19 protein-coding genes are annotated in these 19,749 nt (G+C 65.8%); 6 read left to right on the top strand and 13 right to left on the bottom strand.

Annotated features, from left to right (window positions below; translation table 11 throughout):
• Positions 1-14: 14 nt before the first annotated feature.
• The 8 genes from AC1DRD_RS17140 to AC1DRD_RS17105 all read right to left on the bottom strand — a co-directional run bounded on the left by AC1DRD_RS17140 (position 15) and on the right by AC1DRD_RS17105 (position 7,507).
• A complete protein-coding gene (locus AC1DRD_RS17140; RefSeq protein WP_478042278.1) occupies positions 15-806 on the bottom strand; it encodes a sugar phosphate isomerase/epimerase family protein in 792 nt (263 codons plus the stop codon).
• Between the two features lie 41 nt (positions 807-847).
• Positions 848-1,417, bottom strand: coding sequence for a gluconate 2-dehydrogenase subunit 3 family protein (locus AC1DRD_RS17135; protein WP_478029704.1), 570 nt, complete (start codon positions 1,415-1,417; stop codon positions 848-850).
• A 40-nt stretch (positions 1,418-1,457) separates the two neighbouring features.
• Positions 1,458-2,381: a hydroxypyruvate isomerase family protein gene (locus AC1DRD_RS17130; protein ID WP_478042277.1), complete on the bottom strand. Its 924-nt coding sequence runs from the start codon at positions 2,379-2,381 to the stop codon at positions 1,458-1,460.
• A 19-nt stretch (positions 2,382-2,400) separates the two neighbouring features.
• Entirely contained in the window at positions 2,401-2,787 is a 387-nt protein-coding gene (locus AC1DRD_RS17125) for a c-type cytochrome (protein ID WP_478042276.1), read from the bottom strand.
• Positions 2,787-3,884: a sugar phosphate isomerase/epimerase family protein gene (locus AC1DRD_RS17120; RefSeq protein ID WP_478042275.1), complete on the bottom strand. Its 1,098-nt coding sequence runs from the start codon at positions 3,882-3,884 to the stop codon at positions 2,787-2,789. Before AC1DRD_RS17120 ends, AC1DRD_RS17125 begins: the two co-directional genes overlap by 1 nt.
• Positions 3,881-5,017 carry a Gfo/Idh/MocA family protein gene (locus AC1DRD_RS17115; protein WP_478042274.1) on the bottom strand — a complete coding sequence of 379 codons (1,137 nt, stop codon included), beginning with the start codon at positions 5,015-5,017 and terminating at the stop codon, positions 3,881-3,883. Before AC1DRD_RS17115 ends, AC1DRD_RS17120 begins: the two co-directional genes overlap by 4 nt.
• 20 nt (positions 5,018-5,037) lie before the next feature.
• A complete protein-coding gene (locus AC1DRD_RS17110; protein WP_478042273.1) occupies positions 5,038-6,294 on the bottom strand; it encodes an MFS transporter in 1,257 nt (418 codons plus the stop codon).
• Positions 6,295-6,484: 190 nt separating this feature from the next.
• On the bottom strand, positions 6,485-7,507 hold the full coding sequence (locus tag AC1DRD_RS17105; protein ID WP_478042272.1) for a LacI family DNA-binding transcriptional regulator: 1,023 nt from the start codon (positions 7,505-7,507) through the stop codon (positions 6,485-6,487).
• A 313-nt stretch (positions 7,508-7,820) separates the two neighbouring features.
• Between AC1DRD_RS17105 and AC1DRD_RS17100 the strand changes: the two genes are divergently transcribed.
• Together AC1DRD_RS17100 and AC1DRD_RS17095 are read left to right on the top strand one after the other, a co-directional pair.
• Positions 7,821-9,179, top strand: coding sequence for a UDP-glucose dehydrogenase family protein (locus tag AC1DRD_RS17100; RefSeq protein WP_478042271.1), 1,359 nt, complete (start codon positions 7,821-7,823; stop codon positions 9,177-9,179).
• Positions 9,180-9,190: 11 nt separating this feature from the next.
• The gene (locus AC1DRD_RS17095; RefSeq protein ID WP_478042270.1) at positions 9,191-10,333 is read left to right on the top strand and encodes a glycosyltransferase family 4 protein; all 1,143 of its coding nucleotides are present in this window, start codon (positions 9,191-9,193) and stop codon (positions 10,331-10,333) included.
• Here the strand turns inward: AC1DRD_RS17095 and AC1DRD_RS17090 are convergent.
• Positions 10,291-10,584 carry a hypothetical protein gene (locus AC1DRD_RS17090; protein WP_478029715.1) on the bottom strand — a complete coding sequence of 98 codons (294 nt, stop codon included), beginning with the start codon at positions 10,582-10,584 and terminating at the stop codon, positions 10,291-10,293. The two genes, AC1DRD_RS17095 and AC1DRD_RS17090, sit on opposite strands and share 43 nt — an antisense overlap.
• Before the next feature lie 183 nt (positions 10,585-10,767).
• Between AC1DRD_RS17090 and AC1DRD_RS17085 the strand changes: the two genes are divergently transcribed.
• The 4 genes from AC1DRD_RS17085 to AC1DRD_RS17070 all read left to right on the top strand — a co-directional run bounded on the left by AC1DRD_RS17085 (position 10,768) and on the right by AC1DRD_RS17070 (position 15,518).
• Positions 10,768-12,969 (top strand): calcium-binding protein, encoded by a 2,202-nt coding sequence (locus tag AC1DRD_RS17085; protein ID WP_478042269.1) that lies wholly within the window; start codon positions 10,768-10,770, stop codon positions 12,967-12,969.
• A 112-nt stretch (positions 12,970-13,081) separates the two neighbouring features.
• Positions 13,082-14,272: a glycosyltransferase gene (locus AC1DRD_RS17080; RefSeq protein WP_478042268.1), complete on the top strand. Its 1,191-nt coding sequence runs from the start codon at positions 13,082-13,084 to the stop codon at positions 14,270-14,272.
• Positions 14,269-14,817 (top strand): polysaccharide biosynthesis/export family protein, encoded by a 549-nt coding sequence (locus tag AC1DRD_RS17075; RefSeq protein ID WP_478042267.1) that lies wholly within the window; start codon positions 14,269-14,271, stop codon positions 14,815-14,817. Before AC1DRD_RS17080 ends, AC1DRD_RS17075 begins: the two co-directional genes overlap by 4 nt.
• The gene (locus AC1DRD_RS17070) at positions 14,817-15,518 is read left to right on the top strand and encodes a serine O-acetyltransferase (RefSeq protein ID WP_478029719.1); all 702 of its coding nucleotides are present in this window, start codon (positions 14,817-14,819) and stop codon (positions 15,516-15,518) included. Before AC1DRD_RS17075 ends, AC1DRD_RS17070 begins: the two co-directional genes overlap by 1 nt.
• On the opposite strand, the gene AC1DRD_RS17065 is transcribed toward AC1DRD_RS17070, so the two are convergent.
• Genes AC1DRD_RS17065 through AC1DRD_RS17050 form a run of 4 tightly spaced genes read right to left on the bottom strand, consistent with a single transcriptional unit; the run spans position 15,507 to position 19,553 of the window.
• The gene (locus tag AC1DRD_RS17065) at positions 15,507-16,808 is read right to left on the bottom strand and encodes an outer membrane beta-barrel protein (protein WP_478042266.1); all 1,302 of its coding nucleotides are present in this window, start codon (positions 16,806-16,808) and stop codon (positions 15,507-15,509) included. The genes AC1DRD_RS17070 and AC1DRD_RS17065 overlap by 12 nt on opposite strands.
• Positions 16,805-17,728, bottom strand: coding sequence for an endonuclease/exonuclease/phosphatase family protein (locus AC1DRD_RS17060; protein ID WP_478042265.1), 924 nt, complete (start codon positions 17,726-17,728; stop codon positions 16,805-16,807). Before AC1DRD_RS17060 ends, AC1DRD_RS17065 begins: the two co-directional genes overlap by 4 nt.
• Positions 17,725-18,678 carry a glycosyltransferase family 2 protein gene (locus AC1DRD_RS17055; protein ID WP_478042264.1) on the bottom strand — a complete coding sequence of 318 codons (954 nt, stop codon included), beginning with the start codon at positions 18,676-18,678 and terminating at the stop codon, positions 17,725-17,727. The genes AC1DRD_RS17060 and AC1DRD_RS17055 overlap by 4 nt, the downstream gene beginning before the upstream one ends.
• The gene (locus AC1DRD_RS17050; protein WP_478029723.1) at positions 18,678-19,553 is read right to left on the bottom strand and encodes a glycosyltransferase family 2 protein; all 876 of its coding nucleotides are present in this window, start codon (positions 19,551-19,553) and stop codon (positions 18,678-18,680) included. Before AC1DRD_RS17050 ends, AC1DRD_RS17055 begins: the two co-directional genes overlap by 1 nt.
• Between the last annotated feature and the right edge of the window lie 196 nt (positions 19,554-19,749).

The following is a 19,749-nucleotide window of genomic DNA, read 5'->3' as shown; positions in this document are numbered from 1 at the left end:
CTTGAAGAGGGAGATCAGAAGCGCAGTGCGCGCAGATTCCGGAAGCTGGTGGTGATATCCGGCAGATAGGGGGCCGGTGCTTCGTCATTCTCGACATAGAAATGGCGGACGCCCGATGCGCCGGGCAGCTTGAACAGCCCCGCGAAATCGATCGTGCCGGTGCCGACGGCGGTCATCTTCTTGTCCGCCCGCATGTCCTTCACATGGAAGGCGTAGAGGCGGTTGCCGAGCCGGGTGATCAGCTTGCCGGCATCCTCGCCGGCGTGAACGGCCCAATAGAGATCCAACTCCAGCTTCACCAGCGACGGGTCGGTTCCCGCGACCAGACGATCGTAGAGGGAAGTGCCGCCAAAGCGGGTGGTGAATTCGAAATCGTGATTGTGATAGGCGAGGCCGAGGCCCGCCTCGCGCGCCTGCTTCGCGAAGCGGTTGACGTTCTCCACCACGCCGCCGAACCCCGTATCGGTGCGAAGCTCGGGGGGCAGCCAGGGCATGACGATCGTGTCGGCGCCCAGCGTCTTCGCCATCTTCACGGCATCGGAGAATTTGGTCAGCAGCACGTCATAGGACACGTGAAGCGACGGCGCGGACAGTTGCAGCCGGTCCATCGTCCGGCGCAGCAGCGCGTGGTCCATCTTGTCGTAATTGCCGCCGCCGAACTCGACCTCGCGATAGCCGATACCGGCGACCTTCTCGAGTGTCGCGACCGGATCGCTCTGGAAGATCTCGCGCACCGTGTAGAGTTGCAACCCGACCTTGCGGACCTGTGCGGCGCGCGCGAGGCCCGCGATGCTGCTTGCGGCCATTACCGCCCCCATGCTCGCAACGAATGTGCGTCGATCGATCGTCATGCCGAATAGACCTTGTTGACGTTGGAATAGAGATAGTCGCCGTGATATTCGCCGGGGACGGGCAGATATTCCTGCTCCTGGGTCATCCCGATCTCGGACGTGTAATATCCGGTGATCACGAGTTGCCGGAACGCTCCGAAGAAGGCAGCGCCGTCGGCGAATTGCGCGTTCATCGCGGCGGTGAGCAGCGCGTCGAGTTGCTCGGGCGTCGCCTGGGCGGTCGGCACCTTGTAATCCTGAAGGCACTTGGCCTCGATCGCGTCGAGGCCCGCGAGGATCGGAATCCTCTCCTGGGGAAGTGCCCAATCGGCGAGCAGCTTTTCGATATAATCGGGCACGCCTGCCTTGATCGCGCCGGGCGTATCGGTGGTGGGGATCACGCGTTCGCTCAGCTGCGTCATCAGCGCGCGTTGTGATGGGCTAAAGACCTGCACGCTTGGCGGTCCTTCGCTGATGACGGGACGCGAATCCTTGCCGACCAGCCCGGCCGCGCGCGCGATCGGCGCGAACAGCGGGGCGCCGAACAAGGCGGCCATGCCGGCAAGGGCGGTTCTGCGGTCTATCATTGCGGGCCTCCGGGCCGATGCGAAATCGGGGTGTCGCTCTTCATGCCGCGTCGATCTCCCTATAGGCGGCGATCAGCCGGTCTTCTCCCGCGCGCCCGGCGAGCGAGTTGCCATGCTCCATGCCGATCACGCCGTCATAGCGGCGGCCCTTCAGCCAGCGGACGATGTTGCGGTGGTTGATTTCGCCGGTGCTTGGCTCGAGCCGGCCCGGATTGTCGCCGAACTGGATATAGGCGATCTCACTCCAGCAGGTTTCGAGCGTCGGGATCAAATTCCCCGCCTGGATCTGGGCATGATAGAGATCGGCGAGCACTTTGACCGCCGGGTTGGCGACCCCCGTGGCGATGGCATATCCCTGCGGGATCGTGCGCATGAAGATGTTGGGGTGATTGGTGATCGTGTTGAGCGGCTCCATCACCAGGATCAGCCCGTTTTGCGCGGCGATATCGCCCGCGCGCCGCATCACCTCGATGATCCGCGCGGTCTGAATGTCGACCGGCACCTTCGGGTCCATGAAGCCGGTGACGACGGTCATCCATTTCGCGTCGAGCCGCTTGGCGACATCGACCGAGCGGCGGATGTCGGCGAGCATGGCATCCTGCTCGGCGCGATCGCCGGAGCCCAGCAGCGGCCGATACTGACCCCATTTCGGCATGCTCGCGACCAGCACGCCCATCGTCATGCCGCGCTGCCGCAGCGCCTTGCCCATGGCTTCCTGCTCGGCGACGGGGCGCGCAGCGGCCTCATTGTCTTCCCAGGCGGTGAAGCCCTGATCGGCGGCATAGGCGATCTGCTCGATCAGGCCGCCCCGGCTGGCGAAACTGCCCTCGTGCGGCGCGAATTTGAGCGAGAAGCGCGCGGCATTCTGCGATGCCCCGGCCGCACGCGAATAGCTCGCCGCGCCGATCCCTGCCAGGGTGCCGGCCAGGACGGAACGGCGGGATGGTGTCGGTTGTCGCGGCATCGCCTTTATCTCCTTCCGCTTATTTGGCCGTAGCCGTCGTCAGATAGGCGATCACCGCCGCGCGTTTCGCCGGATCGGAGACGCTGATCGGCATCTTCGTTCCGGGCACCTTCTTGGTCGGCGCCGCCAGGAATTGGTCGAGCGTCTTGGCATCCCAGGTCAGGCCCGACCCCTTCATGGCGGCCGAATAGCTGAAGCCCGGAACGGAGCCGGCGCGCCGGCCGATCAGGCCGGAGAGATTGGGACCGATGCCGTTGCGGCCGCCCTTCGCGACCGTGTGGCACGCGGCGCACATGCCGAAGGCCTGGGCACCGGCCGGGGTGCTTTGCGCGCCGGACGGCACGGCGAAGACCGCGATACCCGCCATCAGAGCAGGGGCGGCGGCCAGGCTGTAGATCGGCTTCATCAATACTCTCCTGGAGATGGGTTCCGGGTTACAGTCGCGGCTTGCGGATCGAGGCCCATCAGCGCGCGATTGGCGCTGCGGTCGGTACCGCTCGACGCGAAATCATCGAAGGCGTGGGGCGTGACGCGGATGATATGGTTCTTGATGAAGGGCGCACCTTCGCGCGCGCCGTCTTCGGGATGCTTGAGCGCGCATTCCCATTCGAGCACGGCCCAACCGGGAAAGTCATAGGCCGCCATTTTCGAGAAGATCGCACCGAAGTCGATCTGGCCGTCGCCGAGCGAACGAAAGCGACCGGGGCGGTCCACCCAATTCTGATAGCCGCCATAGACGCCGGATCGCCCGTTCGGCCGGAACTCCGCATCCTTGACGTGGAAGCAGCTGATCCGCTCGTGATAGATGTCGAGAAAGGCGAGATAGTCGAGTTGCTGCAGCACGAAATGGCTGGGGTCGTAGAGGATCCGGGCGCGCGGATGCTGGTCGACCGTGTCGAGGAATCGCTCGAACGTCACGCCGTCGTGCAGGTCCTCACCCGGATGGAGCTCAAAGGCGCAATCCACGCCGCAGTCCTCGAAAACATCGAGGATCGGCCGCCAGCGCTTGCCGAGCTCGGCAAAGGCCTCGTCGATCAGCCCGGCCGGACGTTGCGGCCAGGGATAGAAATAGGGCCAGGCCAGCGCGCCCGAGAAAGTCGCATGCGCGTCGAGCTCTAGACGTTGGCTGGCCCGCGCGGCGAACTTTACTTGTTCGACTGCCCAGGCCTGGCGCTCGGCCGGCTTGCCCCGCACCTGCTCGGCCGCGAATCCGTCGAACAGACTGTCGTAAGCGGGATGGACCGCGACGAGTTGACCCTGGAGATGGGTGGAAAGCTCGCTCACCACGATTCCGTGCTTGTCGAGCGTGGCCCGGAGATCGTCGCAATAGGCCTGGCTTTCCGCCGCCGTGGCGAGGTCGATCAATTGCGGCGTGCAGGGGATCTGGACCGCCACGTACCCCAGCCCGGCAGCCCATTCCGCCAGATGATCCAGCGTGTCGAACGGCGCCTGGTCGGACAGGAACTGAGCGAGGAAGATGCCGGGGCCCTTGATCGTCTTCATCGTGCCTCTCCCGCGATGGCCACCCAGGCGCGGGCATCGTTCGAACGGATCGCGCAATCGATGAAGCGCGCCGATCGCAGGCCATCGTCGATGCCGGGCAGCGGGCCATCCTTGTCCGCACCGTCGATCATGTCGGCGAAATCCCTGTAGAGCGTCGCGAACGCTTCGATGAAACCCTCCGGATGGCCGCTCGGCAATCGCGTCGCTCCTTGCGCGGTCGGATGCAGGCCCGGCCCTCCGGCATGGACGATCTCGGTCCGCGAGTCGGGCCAGCGCAGGATGAGGTCGCCCGGCGCGTCGTGGCACCATTCGAGGCCGCCTTTGTCGCCATAGATGCGCAGGCGCAGTCCGTTGCGTTCTCCGGTGGCGATTTGCGAGGCGGTCAGGATGCCGGGCACCCCGTCCGTAAAGTGCAACAGCATGTTGCAATCGTCGTCCAGCTGCCGTCCTGCGACCACCCGGGGAAGGTCCGCGATCAGCTCGATGGCGCGCAGGCCGCTGACATATTCCGCGAGCTGGAAAGCGTGGACGCCGATATCGCCGATGGCGCCGCCCGTGCCGGCCCGGGTCGGGTCCGTCCGCCAGCTCGCCTGGAGATTGTCGCCCTCGATCCGCTCCGATAGCCACCCTTGCGGATAGTCGACCATGATCTTGCGGACCCGACCGATCGCGCCGCCGGCGATCCGTGCCCGTGCCTCGCGGATCATCGCATAGCCGGTATAAGTGTAGGTGAGCGCGAAGGGCTGGCCCGATCGCGCGACGATCGGCGCCAGCGCCTCGGCCTCGGCCAGCGTCGCGGTCATCGGCTTGTCGCAGATCACTGGAAGACCGGCTTCCAACGCCGCCTTGGCGATCGCGAAATGGCTGTCGTTCGGCGTCGCGATGGCGATTGCCTGCACGCCATCCTCGCGTCCGCGCTCGTTTTCGATCATCGCCTCTATGCCGTCATAGGCGCGCTGTTCCGGAAGACCCCATCGGGCGGCCTGCTGGCGAGACTTCTCCAGCGTCCGGCTGAAGGCGCCGGCGGTTAGCACGAATCGCGCGTCGAGACAGGCGGCCATGCGATGCACCGCGCCGATAAAGCTTCCGGGACCGCCACCGATCAGCCCGAGCCTGAGAATATTCTGCGTCATCGAAAATCCGTCCTGGACCGTCAGGGAAGCACGGGCGCGGCCGCGCCGGACTGCTCGTCCTGGGGCGGAGCCAGCTTCTCGCGGAAGGCGAGAGCGAAGAGGACCATCGCGACGAAGGCGATCACCGCCGGCACCATCCAGATCGCGCGCCAATCATGGCTGCCGTCGGGATTGGCATGCATGCCGTAGACGACGCCGGCGATGTTGGAGCCGATCACGATGCCGATACCTTGGGTGATCAGGTTGAAGAAGGATTGCGCCCGGGAACGCGCCTCGGCGTCGAACTTGCGATCGACATAGATCTGCCCGGACACGATCAGGAAGTCGTAGCAGATGCCGTGGATGATGATGCCGAGCAGCACCATCGGCATGATCGCGGTCGAACCCTGATAGCCGAAACCGAACAGCAGGAAGCGAACCGCCCAGGCGCCCATTCCGACCACCAGCACCCATTTGATGCCCAGCCGGAAGAGCACGAACGGCAGGCTGACGAGGATCAGCGATTCGAAGATCTGCCCCGCCGTCTGGATGCCGGTCGCCTCGATCCGCGTCCCGAACAATGTCAGGTGCAGGTCCTTGTCGGCGAAGAAGGTGTTGCCATAGGCATCGTAAAAGCTTCTCGGCGTCATCAGCGCCAGGGTGCAGGCGATGAACACCCAGAATGCCGTCTCGCGGTGGCGCAGGATGACGTCCAGTCCCAGCACCGCCGACGGGCTGACGATCCGCCCGCGGGCGCGCGGCGGGGTGTTCGGCAGGGTGAGGGCATAGAGGCCGAGCGCGACGTAGACGATCGCCGCTATCCGCATCGGCAGAGCGGTTTGCGCGGCTCCGACGATCACGCCGACCAGCAGGCCCGCCACGATCCAGCCGATCGTGCCCCACACCCGGACGCCGGGGAATTCCTTGGCGATATCGGTCATCGAGTTGAACGCGATCGCGGTCGCGAGCGGGATGGTCGATGCGTAGAACAGGAAATGGAGCAGGCAGCCGAACAGGAAGAGCGACGGCGAGGACTGGATGGTGGATACCCAGAAAAGGACGATGCCCGCGCAGATCGACAGGATGCTCAACAGCTTCTCGGCCGCCATGAAGCGGTCCGCGATCATCCCGACGAACAGGGTGGAGGCGATCGTCGCGATGCCGACCATCCCATAGGCGGCGCCGATGATCGTGTCGAAATGCAGGCCCTTGCTCATGTACGTGCTGAGCGGAACGAGCCAGACGCCCCACGCGAAATATTGCGCGAACATCATGATCGACAGCCGCAATTTGACCATGTGCCGCACCCCTTCAGAGCCAAGGCATGACCTTGGCAGACCTCTCACCCGGCAGGAAACTGGCGATTAGAGAAAAACGCCACCCGATACCGTCACTTGCCTCGATCTTCGCCGAGTCCTCGATTGGCCAAAACAATCATGAGATCGATCTCATTGCAAGCGCAAATTGACGAAAATCGGATATGTCGCGTCAGGAAATCGGCGACCGCCCGGGGACAGGCCCCATGCTTTGCCGGGCGATGACCTCATAAGGCAAAGTGGCATAGACCGGCTGCGTCTGGCGACCGCTCAAAATGTCGAGCAGGAGCTCGACCGTTTTTCGGCCGATTTCCGCCATCGGCTGGCGCACGGTGGCGAGCGGGGGGTCGACATACCGGGCCATCTGGATGTCGTCGAAGCCGACGACCGAGACATCGCCCGGACATGAAATGCCGGCGGACCGCGCCGCCGCCAGCGTGCCGATCGCCATCTCATCGCTGAAGCAGAAAATGGCGGTGGGGCGTTTGGCGCGCGCGAACAGGGCCATCGCCGCGCCGCGACCCGATTCGATCGAGAAATCGCCATTCTCGATCACGAGCTGCGCGGCCAGTCCCTGATCCTCCGCCGCTTTCTGCGCGCCCGCCAGGCGGTCCCGGGTCAGCGGGCTGTCGGCGGGTCCGATGATGACCGCGACATCGCGATGACCCAATCGATAGAGCGATTGCATGACATCATAGCCAGCACCCGCATTGTCGATATGGGCGCTCGACACGCCGAGCGATGGCGTGAACTCGCAGCCGTTGACGATCGGTGCGCGGCTGCCGTCGCGTTCGAGGATGGTTGCCAGGACGGTGGGCAGGCGGTGGCCGAGGAAGATGATGCCGTCCGCCTCCCGGCGATTGAGCATGTCCGCATATTGCTCCTCGCGCTCGCGCTCGTTGCGCGTATCGCCCAGCAGGACCGCATAGCCCGCTTTCTGCGCCGCTTCCTCGACGCCGCGGATGACGCGGGAGAAGAACGGATTGGAAATGTCCGGGACGGTCACGATGATCCGGCCAGTTCGCGTCGTGCGCAGGCTCGCCGCCACCGAATTGCGGCTATAGCCAAGCTCCTGCACGGCCTTCAACACCCGGTGCCGCGTCGCTTCCGCGACCAATTCGGGCGCGGACAGCACCCGGGCGGCCGTTGCTCTCGAGACGCCGGCGGCCTGCGCGACGTCGCGAATGGTTGTCATGGTAAGCGAATATCGGGAGCGACGGCCGCAACGCGACGATCTGGGTGGGTGATGAGCAGTCCGTGACAACGCATCGCGATACATTTGCGATCGGCCGTCCAATTGACAAGCCCTCTTCGCAGTGGCCGGCCAGATGTGGGCTTAGCGGGCGTGGGCGCAGCGCTCGCTATGATGGGCGCATCTGGTCTGACAGCGCTCGCGCACCGCCGACTGTGCGCCAACCGACGTCATACACCGTTCGTCGTCCGACGATTGACGACGGCACCCATCTCTTCGCATGTGCAGCATATCGTTAAGAAGAGGCGAAAAAGCTATGCGCATCGTGATGATCGGTTCGGGCTATGTAGGACTTGTCTCCGGCGCCTGTTTCGCCGATTTCGGCCATGACGTCGTCTGCGTCGACAGCGACGAGGCGAAGATCGCCAAGCTGAAGGCGGGCGGAATTCCGATCTATGAGCCTGGGCTCGACCGGCTCGTGGCCAAGAACGTCGCGGCGGGCCGGCTGTCGTTCACGACCGAACTCGCAGGTCCGGTGGCCGCGGCCGATGTCGTGTTCATCGGCGTCGGCACGCCGACACGACGCGGCGACGGCCATGCCGATTTGTCTTATGTTTATGCTGCGGCGCACGAGATCGCGCTGGCGCTCGACGGCTTCACCGTGATCGTCACCAAATCGACTGTCCCGGTCGGGACCGGCGATGAAGTGGAGCGGATCATCCGCGAGGCCAATCCGGGCGCCGATTTCGCGGTCGCCTCCAATCCTGAATTCCTGCGCGAAGGTGCCGCGATCGAGGACTTCAAACGCCCCGATCGCATCGTCGTCGGCATCGAGGACGAGCGCGCCCGTGCGCCGATGGAAGCGGTCTATCGTCCGCTCTATCTCAACAAGTCGCCGCTGCTGTTCACGCGCCGCCGCACCAGCGAGCTGATCAAATATGCCGCCAATGCGTTCCTCGCGATGAAGATCACCTTCATCAACGAGGTCGCCGACCTGTGCGAGAAGGTTGGGGCGGACGTCCAGGACGTGGCGCGCGGGATCGGCCTCGACAACCGGATCGGCGGGAAATTCCTCCACGCGGGGCCCGGCTATGGCGGATCGTGCTTCCCCAAGGATACGCTGGCGCTGGTCAAGACCGCGCAGGATCACGACAGTCCGTTGCGGCTGATCGAGACGACCGTCGCGGTCAACGACGTCCGCAAGCGCGCGATGGCGCGAAAGGTGATCGCGGCGGCCGGTGGCGACGTACGCGGCAAGACCATCGGCGTGCTCGGTCTGACCTTCAAGCCCAACACCGACGACATGCGCGACGCGCCAGCGATCGCGATCGTCCAGGCGTTGCGGGACGCCGGTGCGACCGTGCGCGCTTATGATCCGGAAGGGATGGCGGCGGCGGCGCCGCTGCTGGGCGAAGTAGCCTATACCGATTCGGCTTATGCCGTGGCGGAAGGCGCGTCGGCGATCGTCATCGTCACCGAATGGGATGCGTTCCGTGCGCTCGACTTCGAGCGGCTGAAGGCGGTGATGGCGATGCCGGTGCTGGTCGACCTGCGCAACATCTATCGCGCCGACGATCTCACCGCCGCGGGCTTCATCTATCGCAGTGTCGGACGGCCCGGCGACGGCGAGCCGGTCATTCATCCCGAGACGCTCAAGATCCCCGAGTTGCAATAAGGGCGGCGGACATGACCTCCACCACGCCGCCGATCTGCGTCACCGGACTGCGCGGATTTCCCGATGTCATGGGCGGCATCGAAAGCCATTGCGAAGAGTTGCTGCCCCGCATTGCGACGCTCGCGCCCGACCAGCCGATCGTCGTGCTCGGCCGCGCGCCCTATTTGCCGGAGCGGCAGCGAACATGGCGTGGCGTCGAGATCGTCGGACTGCGCTGTCCGCAATCGAAGCATTTCGAGACGATTCTTTCCACGTTCTTCGCGATCGTCGCCGCCAAGCGGCGCGGCGCGGACGTGCTCCACATCCACGCGATCGGACCCGCCATCCTGGCCCCGCTGGCGCGGATGCTGGGCTTGCGCGTGGTCGTGACTCATCACGGCACCGATTATGATCGCGCCAAATGGGGTCGTTTCGCAAAGGCCGTATTGCGGCTGGGCGAGCGTGCAGCGCTCGGCTGGGCGGATCGAATCGTCGCGATCTCACCGTCGCTTGCCGAGCAGTTGCGGCTGGCCTTTCCGCGAAAGGCCAACGCGATCCACTATATCCCCAACGGCGCGCCCGAGTTGTTCGCGGGCGGCGATGCCGGCGAGATCCTCTCGGGTCTCGGGATCGGCGACGCACCTTTCCTCCTCGCGGTCGGACGGCTGGTGCCGGAAAAGGGACTCCACGACCTGATCGCCGCGCACCGCGCGTCGCGCACGGGGTATAAGCTGGTGATCGTCGGCGGCGCCGATCACGACAGTCCCTATGCGCGCGACCTGGTCGCCGAAGCGGGGCCGGATGTGATCTTCGCGGGCGTGCAATCGCGCACTGTGCTCGCGACACTCTACCGCCGGACGGCGATGTTCGTGATGCCGTCCCATCACGAAGGGCTGCCGATCGCCGCGCTCGAGGCGGCGGGGGAGGGCGCGGCGATGCTATTGAGCGACATTCCCGCCAACCGCGACATCGGCTTGCCCGCCGCGAACTATTTTCCGGTGGGTAACGTCGATCGCCTCGCGGCTATGCTGGCGGCCGATCCCGCTTCGCTCCGAACTGACGCAAGCGCGGTGCGCACGCGTTTCTCGTGGGACAAAGCGGCGGTGGAGACGCTCAGCCTGTACCGCGCGCTTCAGCCCGAACGGTCGCGTACGATCCGGCCCAGCGCGGCCTGAAGCGCGGACGCGTCGCGCGGATCTGGCTTACCCGAAACCCGGAGCGCCGCCCCATCGACAGTGATCCGGCCGGTCAGCGGATGCCACGCCCCCGCTGCCCAAGTCCAGCTGCGGAACCGCCAAATGCCGGCGCTTTCCTGCGCGACATGGAAAGGCGGGCGCGACGGATCGGACGGCGCTATAGCACCGAGCGACCCTGCTGGCACCGCCACGAGCGCACCGCCCAACAGACTGCGTCTCGAGAAGTCCATCGCGCGTCTCCTTTTCATGCTTAGCGGCCCGCTAATAATGCCTGTTGAGCCTTTGGGCACGCCCGTCATGGCAGACAGAGCCTTGCAAGCGGCGGACTGACGCGGCCGGGGGGCCAACCATCCGCAATTTCGTGAAATCTGGAAGGGTGACGCGGTGAGCGGCGCCCGCGATGCGGTGGGTGTATGGGTACGCGTTATATTTCGCCGACCGGGGCGGGGGACAAATCCGGATCGAGTCTGGAAAACGCCGCGCCGATCGGGACGCTCGATGCCCAGATCGTCAAGGCGGGCGCGGGCGGAGAAGTGTTGCTGATCGCCGACGCGGGCACCTACAATGTTGCGGGAACCATCGGGGTCTCGCATGGCGGCGCAGACGGCCTGCCGGTCACGATCCGCGGCGTCGACCATCTCGGCAACACGATGGCGGCGCAGTTCAGCGGTACCCGCCCCGCCGATTGGCACGCCGGCGACGCGGCCGGGAACGAGCTGTTCAAGATGGGCAGCGGCGCGAACCACCTGACGTTCCAGGACATCGACGTCAGCAATGTCGGCACCGCCTTCCGCGCCAGCGCGGACATCGCCGACATCACGGTGCAGCACGTCGATGTCCACAATGCCCGGCGCTTTTTCGAGGATCTGGCGAGCAGCGGCACCGCGTCGGTCAGCGGCCTCACCATCCGCGACGTCACCGTCACCGGCTTCTCGCGCGAGGCGATCCGGCTGCAATATGACACCCATGACGTCGTGATCGAGAATGTTCGCGGCGACATGGCGGGCCAGGTCGGCGACGATCTGCCCGAGGGTATCCATCTCGACGGCACGGTTCACGATGTCGTGATCCGCGACACGACAATGGCCAATGTCCAAAGCGTCGGTAGCGGCAGCACCTATTTGAACGGCGACGGCTTCGCGACCGAACGCGGCGTCTATAGCGTGCGGTTCGAAAATACCCTTGCCACCGGCAATAGCGACGGCGGCTATGACCTGAAATCCACCGATACCGTGCTGATAGGCGCGGTCGCGTCGGAGAATGCGCGCAACTATCGACTCTGGGGCGACATCACGATGTCAGGCTCGGTCGGGCTGAATCCGGTCTGGCGCGGCGGATCGTCCGAGCAGAACCAGGTCTGGATCGCGGCCGGCGCGCATGTCACGATCGTCGACGGCACTTTCACCGACGCCGGATCGCGGACCAAGGTCTTCTCGTCCGAGGGCACGCTGCTGCTCGACGGGGTGCATGTCGTTCATGCAGCGGACTCGATCCTGATGACGTCCGACACCTTGCTCTCGCTTGAGGGCCTGCCGACGCTCACGGAAAGCGTCGTCGCATCGGACGGCAACAATTCGGCGGGATGGTCGATCGACGATCCGGCAGTTGCGACGTCGATCGGCTCTGCGATCTACGGCGTATCGACAGATCACTTTGTCGGGACGGCCGGTAACGACCATTATTTCATCGATTCCGCGAAGGATACGATCGCCGAATCGGCGTCGGCCGGCACAGATCATGTCGCGACGACGCTCGATAAATACACGCTCGGCGCCAATCTGGAGAATTTGACCCATATCGGCCTCGGCGATTTCGCCGGCACCGGCAACGCACTCGCCAACATCATCACCGGCGGGGTCGGCCACGACACGTTGCTGGGGCTCGACGGCAACGACACATTGAATGGCGGCGGCGGCGACGATTCGCTCCAGGGCGGCAACGGCGCCGACGCGCTGAACGGCGGCGATGGCAAGGACATGCTGCTTGGCGGGTGGCAGGGCGATACGCTCGATGGCGGCACCGGCGACGATCGGCTGATCGGCGACATCACTTGGCTGAGCACGACCGGCGCGCGCGATATACTTCGCGGCGGCGACGGCAACGACGTGCTGTTCGGCGACGCGGAGACGATGAGCGGCACCGCGCATGGCGGGATCGACAATCTGTCGGGCGGCAACGGCAACGACGTGCTCTACGGAGACGCCATGACGATGACCGGCACCTCGGTTGGCGCTGGCGACACGCTGTACGGCAATGACGGCGACGACATATTGTACGGCGACGGCGCGATCATGGCGGTCGGCGTCGTCGGTGGGGACGACCGGATCGACGGCGGCGCGGGCAACGACGTGCTCATCGGCGGCGGCGGCCATGACACTCTGATCGGGGGAGCGGGTGCCGATCACTTCGTCTTCGCGCCCGGATCGGGGAAGGACGACATTCTCGATTTCTCGTCCGCTGAGGGCGATCGGATCGATCTGTCGGGATTCGGCGCCGCGGCTGGAAACTTCACGACCACGCTCACGGCCGACGGACTCTCGATTCACGTCGGCGACAGCACGATCGTCCTTCACGGCGTCGTCGCGCTCCATCCCTACGATCTCATTCTCCTGTAGCGACGGGCCGCCCGCTCCCAGCGACGGACAACCACCGGAATGGTGCATTGCAGCAGACGCGCATGCTATGCATCGCAGCCGTAACCGGTGGTAGCGCCGAACGTGAGGATACATGGCCGCAAAGGCGACGATCCTGTTCGTCATCAATTCGCTCGCCGGCGGCGGGGCGGAACGTGTGCTCACGACGATCCTTGGCGCGTCGGCGCCGTGGCGGGATCGCTATGACGTGCATCTCGCGCTGCTCGACGACGAGCCGCGCGCTTACGCCGTTCCGGAGTGGATCACCGTCACCCAGCTCGACGCGCGGCACCGGTTGGGCGCGAGCATCGCGCAATTGCGTCGGCTGGTAGCCCGGCTGAACCCCGACACCGCGCTCGCCTTCCTGACCCGTGCCAATGTGGCCACCGCCATTGCGATGGCCGGGCGCGGACGGCCGTGGCTGATCAGCGAGCGGGTCAATACCAGCGCGCATCTGGGCAGCGGCGCGGGCGCGATCGCCGCGCGTGCGATGGTGCGCTTCGCCTACCCACGCGCGCGACACGTCATCGCGGTATCGGATGGTGTGGTCGACGACCTGGTGCAGAATTTCGGGGTCGCGCGCGATTGCGTCAGCGCGATCGCCAATCCGGTCGACCATGACGCGATCGCGGCTCAGGCCGCTGCGCCCAGCCCATTGGCGATCGACGGCGATTATGTGGTGGCGGCCGGCAGGCTCGTCCCCAACAAGAATTTCGCGCTGCTCGTCGATGCGTTCGCCGCGTCCGGTCTGCCGCATCGGCTCGTCATCATGGGCGAAGGGCCCGAACGCGCGTCGCTGGAAGCGCAGATCGCGGCAAAGGGACTGTCGGAGCGCGTGTTGCTGCCCGGTTTCGTCGCCAATCCCTTCGCAGTACTGGCGCGCGCGCGGCTGTTCGCGATGCCGTCCAATGCCGAAGGCTTTCCCAACGGCCTGGTCGAGGCAATGGCCTGCGGATTGCCGGTGGTCGCCACCAATTGCGCATCCGGACCGTCGGAGATCCTCGCCGATCTGCCGCGCGAATCGATAGTCGATGCGCGCCAGGTTCCCGCCGGCGCGCTGGTGCCGCCGAACGACGTTGCCGCTTTCGCGTCGGCCTTGCGCGAAGTCGCGAGCGAACCGCGCCGTACCGCCGCGGCCGACGCTGCCCGCCGGCGCTCGCTCGATTATGGCGTCGCCCAGGCGACCGAACGTTATTGGCGCCGTATCGACGCCGCACTGCAACCCCCTCGAACCAGCGGCTCGCCCGCGTCTCCCTATCCCCTGTCCTCAGGAATCGCGCGATGAAGCTTCTGCTCGCTCTGGCCCTTCTGTTTCTCTCTGCCTGTGTCGGGCAGACCCCGGTCGCCGGCGGCGGTCCCCCGCCCGCGGTCGACGCGATGAAGCTGGCAGCCGGCGATAAGGTGAAGGTGACGACCTATGGCGAGCCGACGCTGACCGGCGAGTTCCAGGTAACTCCCGCGGGCACCCTCGCCTTCCCGCTGATCGGCGACGTGCAGGCCGCGGGGCTCGACCCGGCCGCGCTGGCGGGCGCGCTCGAAGCCAAGCTTGGCGCGGGTTATCTGCTCAATCCCAAGGTGGCGGTCGAAGTGCTGACCTTCCGTCCCATCTACGTTCTGGGCGAGGTGCAGAAGCCCGGCGAATATCCCTATACGCCGGGCCTCACGATCCGCGGGGCGGTCGCGAAGGCGGACGGCTTCACCTATCGCGCCAACCAGAAAAAGGTGTTCGTCAAGCGCGCAGGCGAGGCGGGCGAAACCGAATATCCGCTGACCGCCGACTTCGCGATCATGCCCGGCGACACGGTGCGCTTCTCCGAGCGGTATTTCTGATGCAGGAAACGGGAGAGCCGCATCTGCGCGGTTGCGCAGTCAGCTTCACGAAGCTCAAGGCGCTGCTTGCCGCCGACCTCTACCGCTATGCCGGTCGGGTCGATCTGAAGAGCTTCCTGCGGCATTATGCCTTCACGCCGGGGTACAAATATACCGTGCTGATGCGCACCTGCGGGTGGCTGAAGCGCAAGCCGGCTAAGGCGTTCGGCCTCTATCCGCTGTCAAAGCTGATGCTCCTGCGCGCGCGCTACAAATACGGTTTCGCGATTCCCGAATATACCGAGATCGGGCCGGGGCTGTTCCTCAACCGTTTCGGCGGTTTCTACATTCACGGCGATGCGGTGCTGGGGAGCAACGTCAACCTGACCCACGGAGTCGTGCTCGGCTATATGAACCGCGGCGCGCGCAAGGGGGCGCCGGTGATCGGCGACCGCAGCTTCCTGGGATCCGGCGCGAAGATCATCGGCGGCATCAATGTCGGCGAAGAGGCGGCAATCGGCGTCAATGCCGTCGTCACCAAAGACGTGCCTGACCGCGGCGTGGTCGTCGGGATTCCGGCCAAGCTTATTTCCGACCAGGGATCGGAAGGCTATATCAACCGGATGGCGCCTGAGGCGCTGTTGGCCGCCTGCGCCGATGCCTATCCCGGACAAATGCGGGAAAAGGCGCAGCCGACCGTCGGCGGTGCCCTACAAACCTGATAGCGTCACGCCGAACGACACGCGCATCTTCTCGTAATCGCGGCCGGACAAGAGACCGGAGCTGGACTGACTGCGACGCAACACATCCGCGCGGAGCGCTATTCGTGGGCTGAGCCGGTATGTCCCGGATGCGCGGTAGTTCCAGCGGTCGTCATTGCGATCGATATTGTTGAAGTCGCGCGCTTCCTTTTCGACGCTCGCGCTCAGGATCAAATTGCGCAGCAGTTCATAGTCGGCGCGAAGCGACATGGTGGTCGAGAGATAGCCGGCGGCCCCCAGGATTCCGGTCTCGTTGACGCGGCGATCGACCGTCGCGGTGAGCGTGACGAGCGGCGTCAGGAAATATTCGACATCGCCCCGCACCAGCACGCCGCTGATATCCGCGAAGAACGGGTCGCGATAATTCTGCTGAAGATAGCCGACGCGCAGCGACCCGCGGATTTTGGCACCGAGTTCGAAACTCGATCCCACGGCGGCCTCATACCCTTGCGAGTCGCGCGCCGGAACCGGTCCGATCCGGGTGCGGTAATCGCGGATATTGTACGATCCCACACCGAACAGCGAAATGCTCGGGCTGAGCGCGTATTCGACGATGCCGGTACCGGTTACCGTCGTGCGGTCGCGAAAATCCTCATCGACGACGTTGCCAAGGGCATCGCTGCCGTTCCGGTAATTGCGATTTTCGACGTCCAGCACCCCGCGCACGCGCAATCGGTTGAAGACATGCGTCACTGCTCCGCTCGCTTCGCTGATCGTGAAGCGGATCGGACGCTGCACTAGCGCAGGAGAATCGGGCTCGGTACGCTCTTGGGCAAAGCGGCCGTAGAGCCCGGTCAGATCGAGCGTCGTGTCGTTGCTGATGACGTAATGGGCACTGCCGTCGAGGCGGTAGTTGGTCTGGTTTTCGCTGATGCGCGATGCGTAGCGCGTCAGATCGAACTCGCCGTTCAGCGTCAGCTTCAAATTGGGCGACGGGCGGACGATCTTCAACCGCGGGACGACATGGAGATAGGCGTCGCCGATGCGCGGTGCGTTCACCGCGTACAAATTGTCGTCATACCCGGTGCCGATCGCCACCGACGGCGTGAGCTCGAGGACGCCGACATGGACCGGGGCCGGGTCGTAGTCGGGATGTTCGCGCTCCATGACGCTGACGTTGCGGTCGCGGCCGAACGCGCTCGACGGCGGGGCCTGGCCGACGCTGTCGGTCGCATCCGATACCTGCGCGAAGGCGGGGCCGGTAATCGCGGCATTGATCAGACCGGCCAGCAGGATCACACGAGGCGTCATCGGCGCCCCAGCGTCACGAGAATGGGGAAATGGTCGGAGCCGGTCGCCGCGAGGCGATCGGCGCGCACCAGGCCCCAGGCCGGGCCGGCATAGAGCTGATCGATCGGCAGGAAGGGCAGAGTGCGCGGCCAGCTCCAGACTGCGCGCGTCATCCGCGTCAGTGGCGCGAACGCCGCATCCTGCGCGCGCATCGCGGCGCTCCACGGCGTCAGGTTCATATCGCCTCCGATGATCAGGCCGCCGCGATCGATGCGGGCCAAGGCGGCGGCAAGCGCGGCGCGCGCTGCGGCCTGTCGGTTGGCGGGAATCGGCCGCGGATAATGTAGCGTGGCAACCGTCACCGGCGCGCTCCCGGGCACGGCGATCTCGGCCCAGAGCAGCGGCGGTCCGAACTTCTGTCCATGCGCATCCTTCAGGAAATAGCCCGAAGCGCGGATCGGCCAGCGCGAGAGGATCGCCAGGCCGCAGCCGCCGCCGGGGCACGCCGTGCGATAGGGAAAGCGGCCAGCGGTCGCCGTGACCAGCGCGTCGCGTGCGCGCGACGTCTCCTGCAACAGCACGATGTCGGCATCCGTCCCCGCGATCGCCGCGCCGGTCGCGGCGGGGGACGCGTTGTCGACCCAGACATTATGGGTCAGAACGCGCACTTCGCGTGCCCCCTTGGGCGCGGCGGGGATCGTCCGAACGATTTCCGGCGTCGCCGCCATCGCCATCGGTACGATGCCGATCGCCGCGAGCGGCAAGGTCCAGCGGACGCGTCGCCGCGCGATCAGGAGCCCGACCGCCAGCGCCACGGCGAACAGCGGCACGAACGACGCGAGCACGTCCAGGCTCGGAAGCCATGCCCCGAGGATGGCGAGCCACGCCGCGATCGCGGCGCCGGCGATCATCAGCCGACCGATATTGGCAAGGATGGTCAAGCCTGCGCGCTCCACCGGCTGCGCAGCTCATGTCCGCGTTGCCGGACCGCCGCCGGGATCGCGCGCGCAGCGAGCACCAGCGCCGCGGTCGTCCATCCTTCGGGCAGATAGACGTCGCGCGCGCGGATCGCGGTGCGGCCCGGATGCTTCATCGCATAGCGCGCGTAATGCGCGATCTCCTGGTTCGCCAGCCGCCGTAATAGTGCGGCTTCGCGCCGGTTGGCGGTCGGGATCATGCCGCGCACCGTCGTCACGATGAGGGGCAGGCCGAGCGTCGTGGTCGACTTGCTGACCTTGTTCTCGGAGTCGCGATGGAAGTCGGCGCTGATCACGGGCGAATAGCGCAACCGGCCCTTGCGGAGGACGCGCAACCACAGGTCCTTGTCGCCGCCGCGCACGGCCTTGCCGTGAGGGAATCCGCCCGCCGCCAGGATGGCCGTCCGGCGAATCGCGATCGCACCGGTCCACATCGGGCATTCGCGCACCGCCAGCCAGCTTTCGAGGAAGCCGGCGAAATCGAGCGTGACGGGACTTTCGAGCCGGGCCGCGATGCGCTGCGGCTGACGCCGGTCCGCAAACACGTGATCGAACCGAGTCGCAACCGCGGCGACGCCAGGGTCCTCGGCGATAGTCTGCGCCAATAGCGCCAGATGGTCGTGCGCCCATAGATCGTCGGCGTCGAGAAAGGCGATCCATTCGCCCCGCGCGGCCTCGATCCCGATATTGCGTCCGGCATAGCCGCCCGGCCCTGGTGTCGCGAGATCGAGCAGGCGAATGCGTGGGTCGTCGACCGCGGCGACAATCTCGCGGCTCCCGTCGGCCGAACGGTTGTCGACCACGATGATTTCATAGGCCGCGTGGGATTGTGCGCGGACGCTGTCGATCGCGTCGCGGACATGTGCGGCCTTGTTGTACAGCGGCATGACCACCGAGAAGCGAACGTCTCCCATCAGTCGCGCGCCGCCTCGCGTCCGCCCGAGAGCCGCAGGAATTCGCGCGTCGCGACTCCCGCCAGCTCAAGCGTCAGCTTCATTACCGCCAGCCGCCGGCCGAGCGGCAATTCCCGCGAGACCGCCGCGCGTCGCAATCGGCGCACGGTGTCGACCGCGGTGACGCCCAGCACGCGCGCCAGGCGCGGCGTAGCGCTGGTCCGATCCCAGCGACCGCCGCTGAGCCGGCGGCGCTTGCGCACCAATTCGCTGCGGTCGGCGCGCACCGGGTGACGCACCACCATCTCGGGGACATAGATGAGCGGGTGGCCCGCGGCGCGGATCCGTAACGCCATCTGCCGATCGCCACCCGATTTCAGACTGGCGTCGAACCCGCCCAGCGCACGCAATACCTCCGCACGGCTAATCCAGTTGGCGGTCGCGCAATTCCCTCGCGCCGCATGCGCCTGCGGAAAGCTGAACAGCCTTTCATAGTCGGCATAGACTCGTGCGCCCGACGCGCCCTCTTCGAACAGGTCGATTTTGCCCGCGAGGACGCCGAACCCGGGATTCGCCTCGGCTGCGACCAAGGCGGTGGCGAGCCAATCGGCATCGGGCACGCAATCGGCATCGGTGAACGCGATGATCGGCGCCGCGGCCTGGGCGATCGCGGTGTTGCGCGCAGCATAGGATCCCGGCCTGGGTTCGGCGAGCAGGGTCACGCCGGAATAACCCCGGACGATCTCCGCGGTGCGATCGGTCGATCCGTTGTCGACCACGATGATCTCGTAACGCGCGCGATCGGCCGTCTGGCGCCCAAGCGCGTCGAGGCAGCGCGCGATCACCGCTTCGCCGTTCCACACCGGCACGATGACGCTCAGCGCGACACGCGTCACGACTCGTCTCCTCGTCTGACGTCAAGCATGGGCACTGCCTCCCTCCGCGCGCGGTCAGCGTCAATGTCCTGCTGCACCTGCGAAGGCGAAATGCCCCATTATGCCGACGACGCGAAAAGCTCGGATCTGCGACTTTGGGTCCGTCGCTCGTGCCGCTCGGGTCGTCGCAGCGCCGTCTTGCGCTGCACTGCAAAAT

The organism is Sphingomonas sp. P4_G2, from assembly GCF_056401155.1.
Note: the sequence above shows the minus strand (reverse complement) of the source record. Positions and strands in the feature narration are given on the sequence as shown.

Excerpts from the sequence above, each read along its gene's own strand:
- AC1DRD_RS17140 (WP_478042278.1), bottom strand. The coding sequence starts at position 806 with ATGGCCGCAAGCAGCATCGCGGGCCTCGCGCGCGCCGCACAGGTCCGC.
- AC1DRD_RS17135 (WP_478029704.1), bottom strand. The coding sequence starts at position 1,417 with ATGATAGACCGCAGAACCGCCCTTGCCGGCATGGCCGCCTTGTTCGGC.
- AC1DRD_RS17130 (WP_478042277.1), bottom strand. The coding sequence starts at position 2,381 with ATGCCGCGACAACCGACACCATCCCGCCGTTCCGTCCTGGCCGGCACC.
- AC1DRD_RS17125 (WP_478042276.1), bottom strand. The coding sequence starts at position 2,787 with ATGAAGCCGATCTACAGCCTGGCCGCCGCCCCTGCTCTGATGGCGGGT.
- AC1DRD_RS17120 (WP_478042275.1), bottom strand. The coding sequence starts at position 3,884 with ATGAAGACGATCAAGGGCCCCGGCATCTTCCTCGCTCAGTTCCTGTCC.
- AC1DRD_RS17115 (WP_478042274.1), bottom strand. The coding sequence starts at position 5,017 with ATGACGCAGAATATTCTCAGGCTCGGGCTGATCGGTGGCGGTCCCGGA.
- AC1DRD_RS17110 (WP_478042273.1), bottom strand. The coding sequence starts at position 6,294 with ATGGTCAAATTGCGGCTGTCGATCATGATGTTCGCGCAATATTTCGCG.
- AC1DRD_RS17105 (WP_478042272.1), bottom strand. The coding sequence starts at position 7,507 with ATGACAACCATTCGCGACGTCGCGCAGGCCGCCGGCGTCTCGAGAGCA.
- AC1DRD_RS17100 (WP_478042271.1), top strand. The coding sequence starts at position 7,821 with ATGCGCATCGTGATGATCGGTTCGGGCTATGTAGGACTTGTCTCCGGC.
- AC1DRD_RS17095 (WP_478042270.1), top strand. The coding sequence starts at position 9,191 with ATGACCTCCACCACGCCGCCGATCTGCGTCACCGGACTGCGCGGATTT.
- AC1DRD_RS17090 (WP_478029715.1), bottom strand. The coding sequence starts at position 10,584 with ATGGACTTCTCGAGACGCAGTCTGTTGGGCGGTGCGCTCGTGGCGGTG.
- AC1DRD_RS17085 (WP_478042269.1), top strand. The coding sequence starts at position 10,768 with ATGGGTACGCGTTATATTTCGCCGACCGGGGCGGGGGACAAATCCGGA.
- AC1DRD_RS17080 (WP_478042268.1), top strand. The coding sequence starts at position 13,082 with ATGGCCGCAAAGGCGACGATCCTGTTCGTCATCAATTCGCTCGCCGGC.
- AC1DRD_RS17075 (WP_478042267.1), top strand. The coding sequence starts at position 14,269 with ATGAAGCTTCTGCTCGCTCTGGCCCTTCTGTTTCTCTCTGCCTGTGTC.
- AC1DRD_RS17070 (WP_478029719.1), top strand. The coding sequence starts at position 14,817 with ATGCAGGAAACGGGAGAGCCGCATCTGCGCGGTTGCGCAGTCAGCTTC.
- AC1DRD_RS17065 (WP_478042266.1), bottom strand. The coding sequence starts at position 16,808 with ATGACGCCTCGTGTGATCCTGCTGGCCGGTCTGATCAATGCCGCGATT.
- AC1DRD_RS17055 (WP_478042264.1), bottom strand. The coding sequence starts at position 18,678 with ATGGGAGACGTTCGCTTCTCGGTGGTCATGCCGCTGTACAACAAGGCC.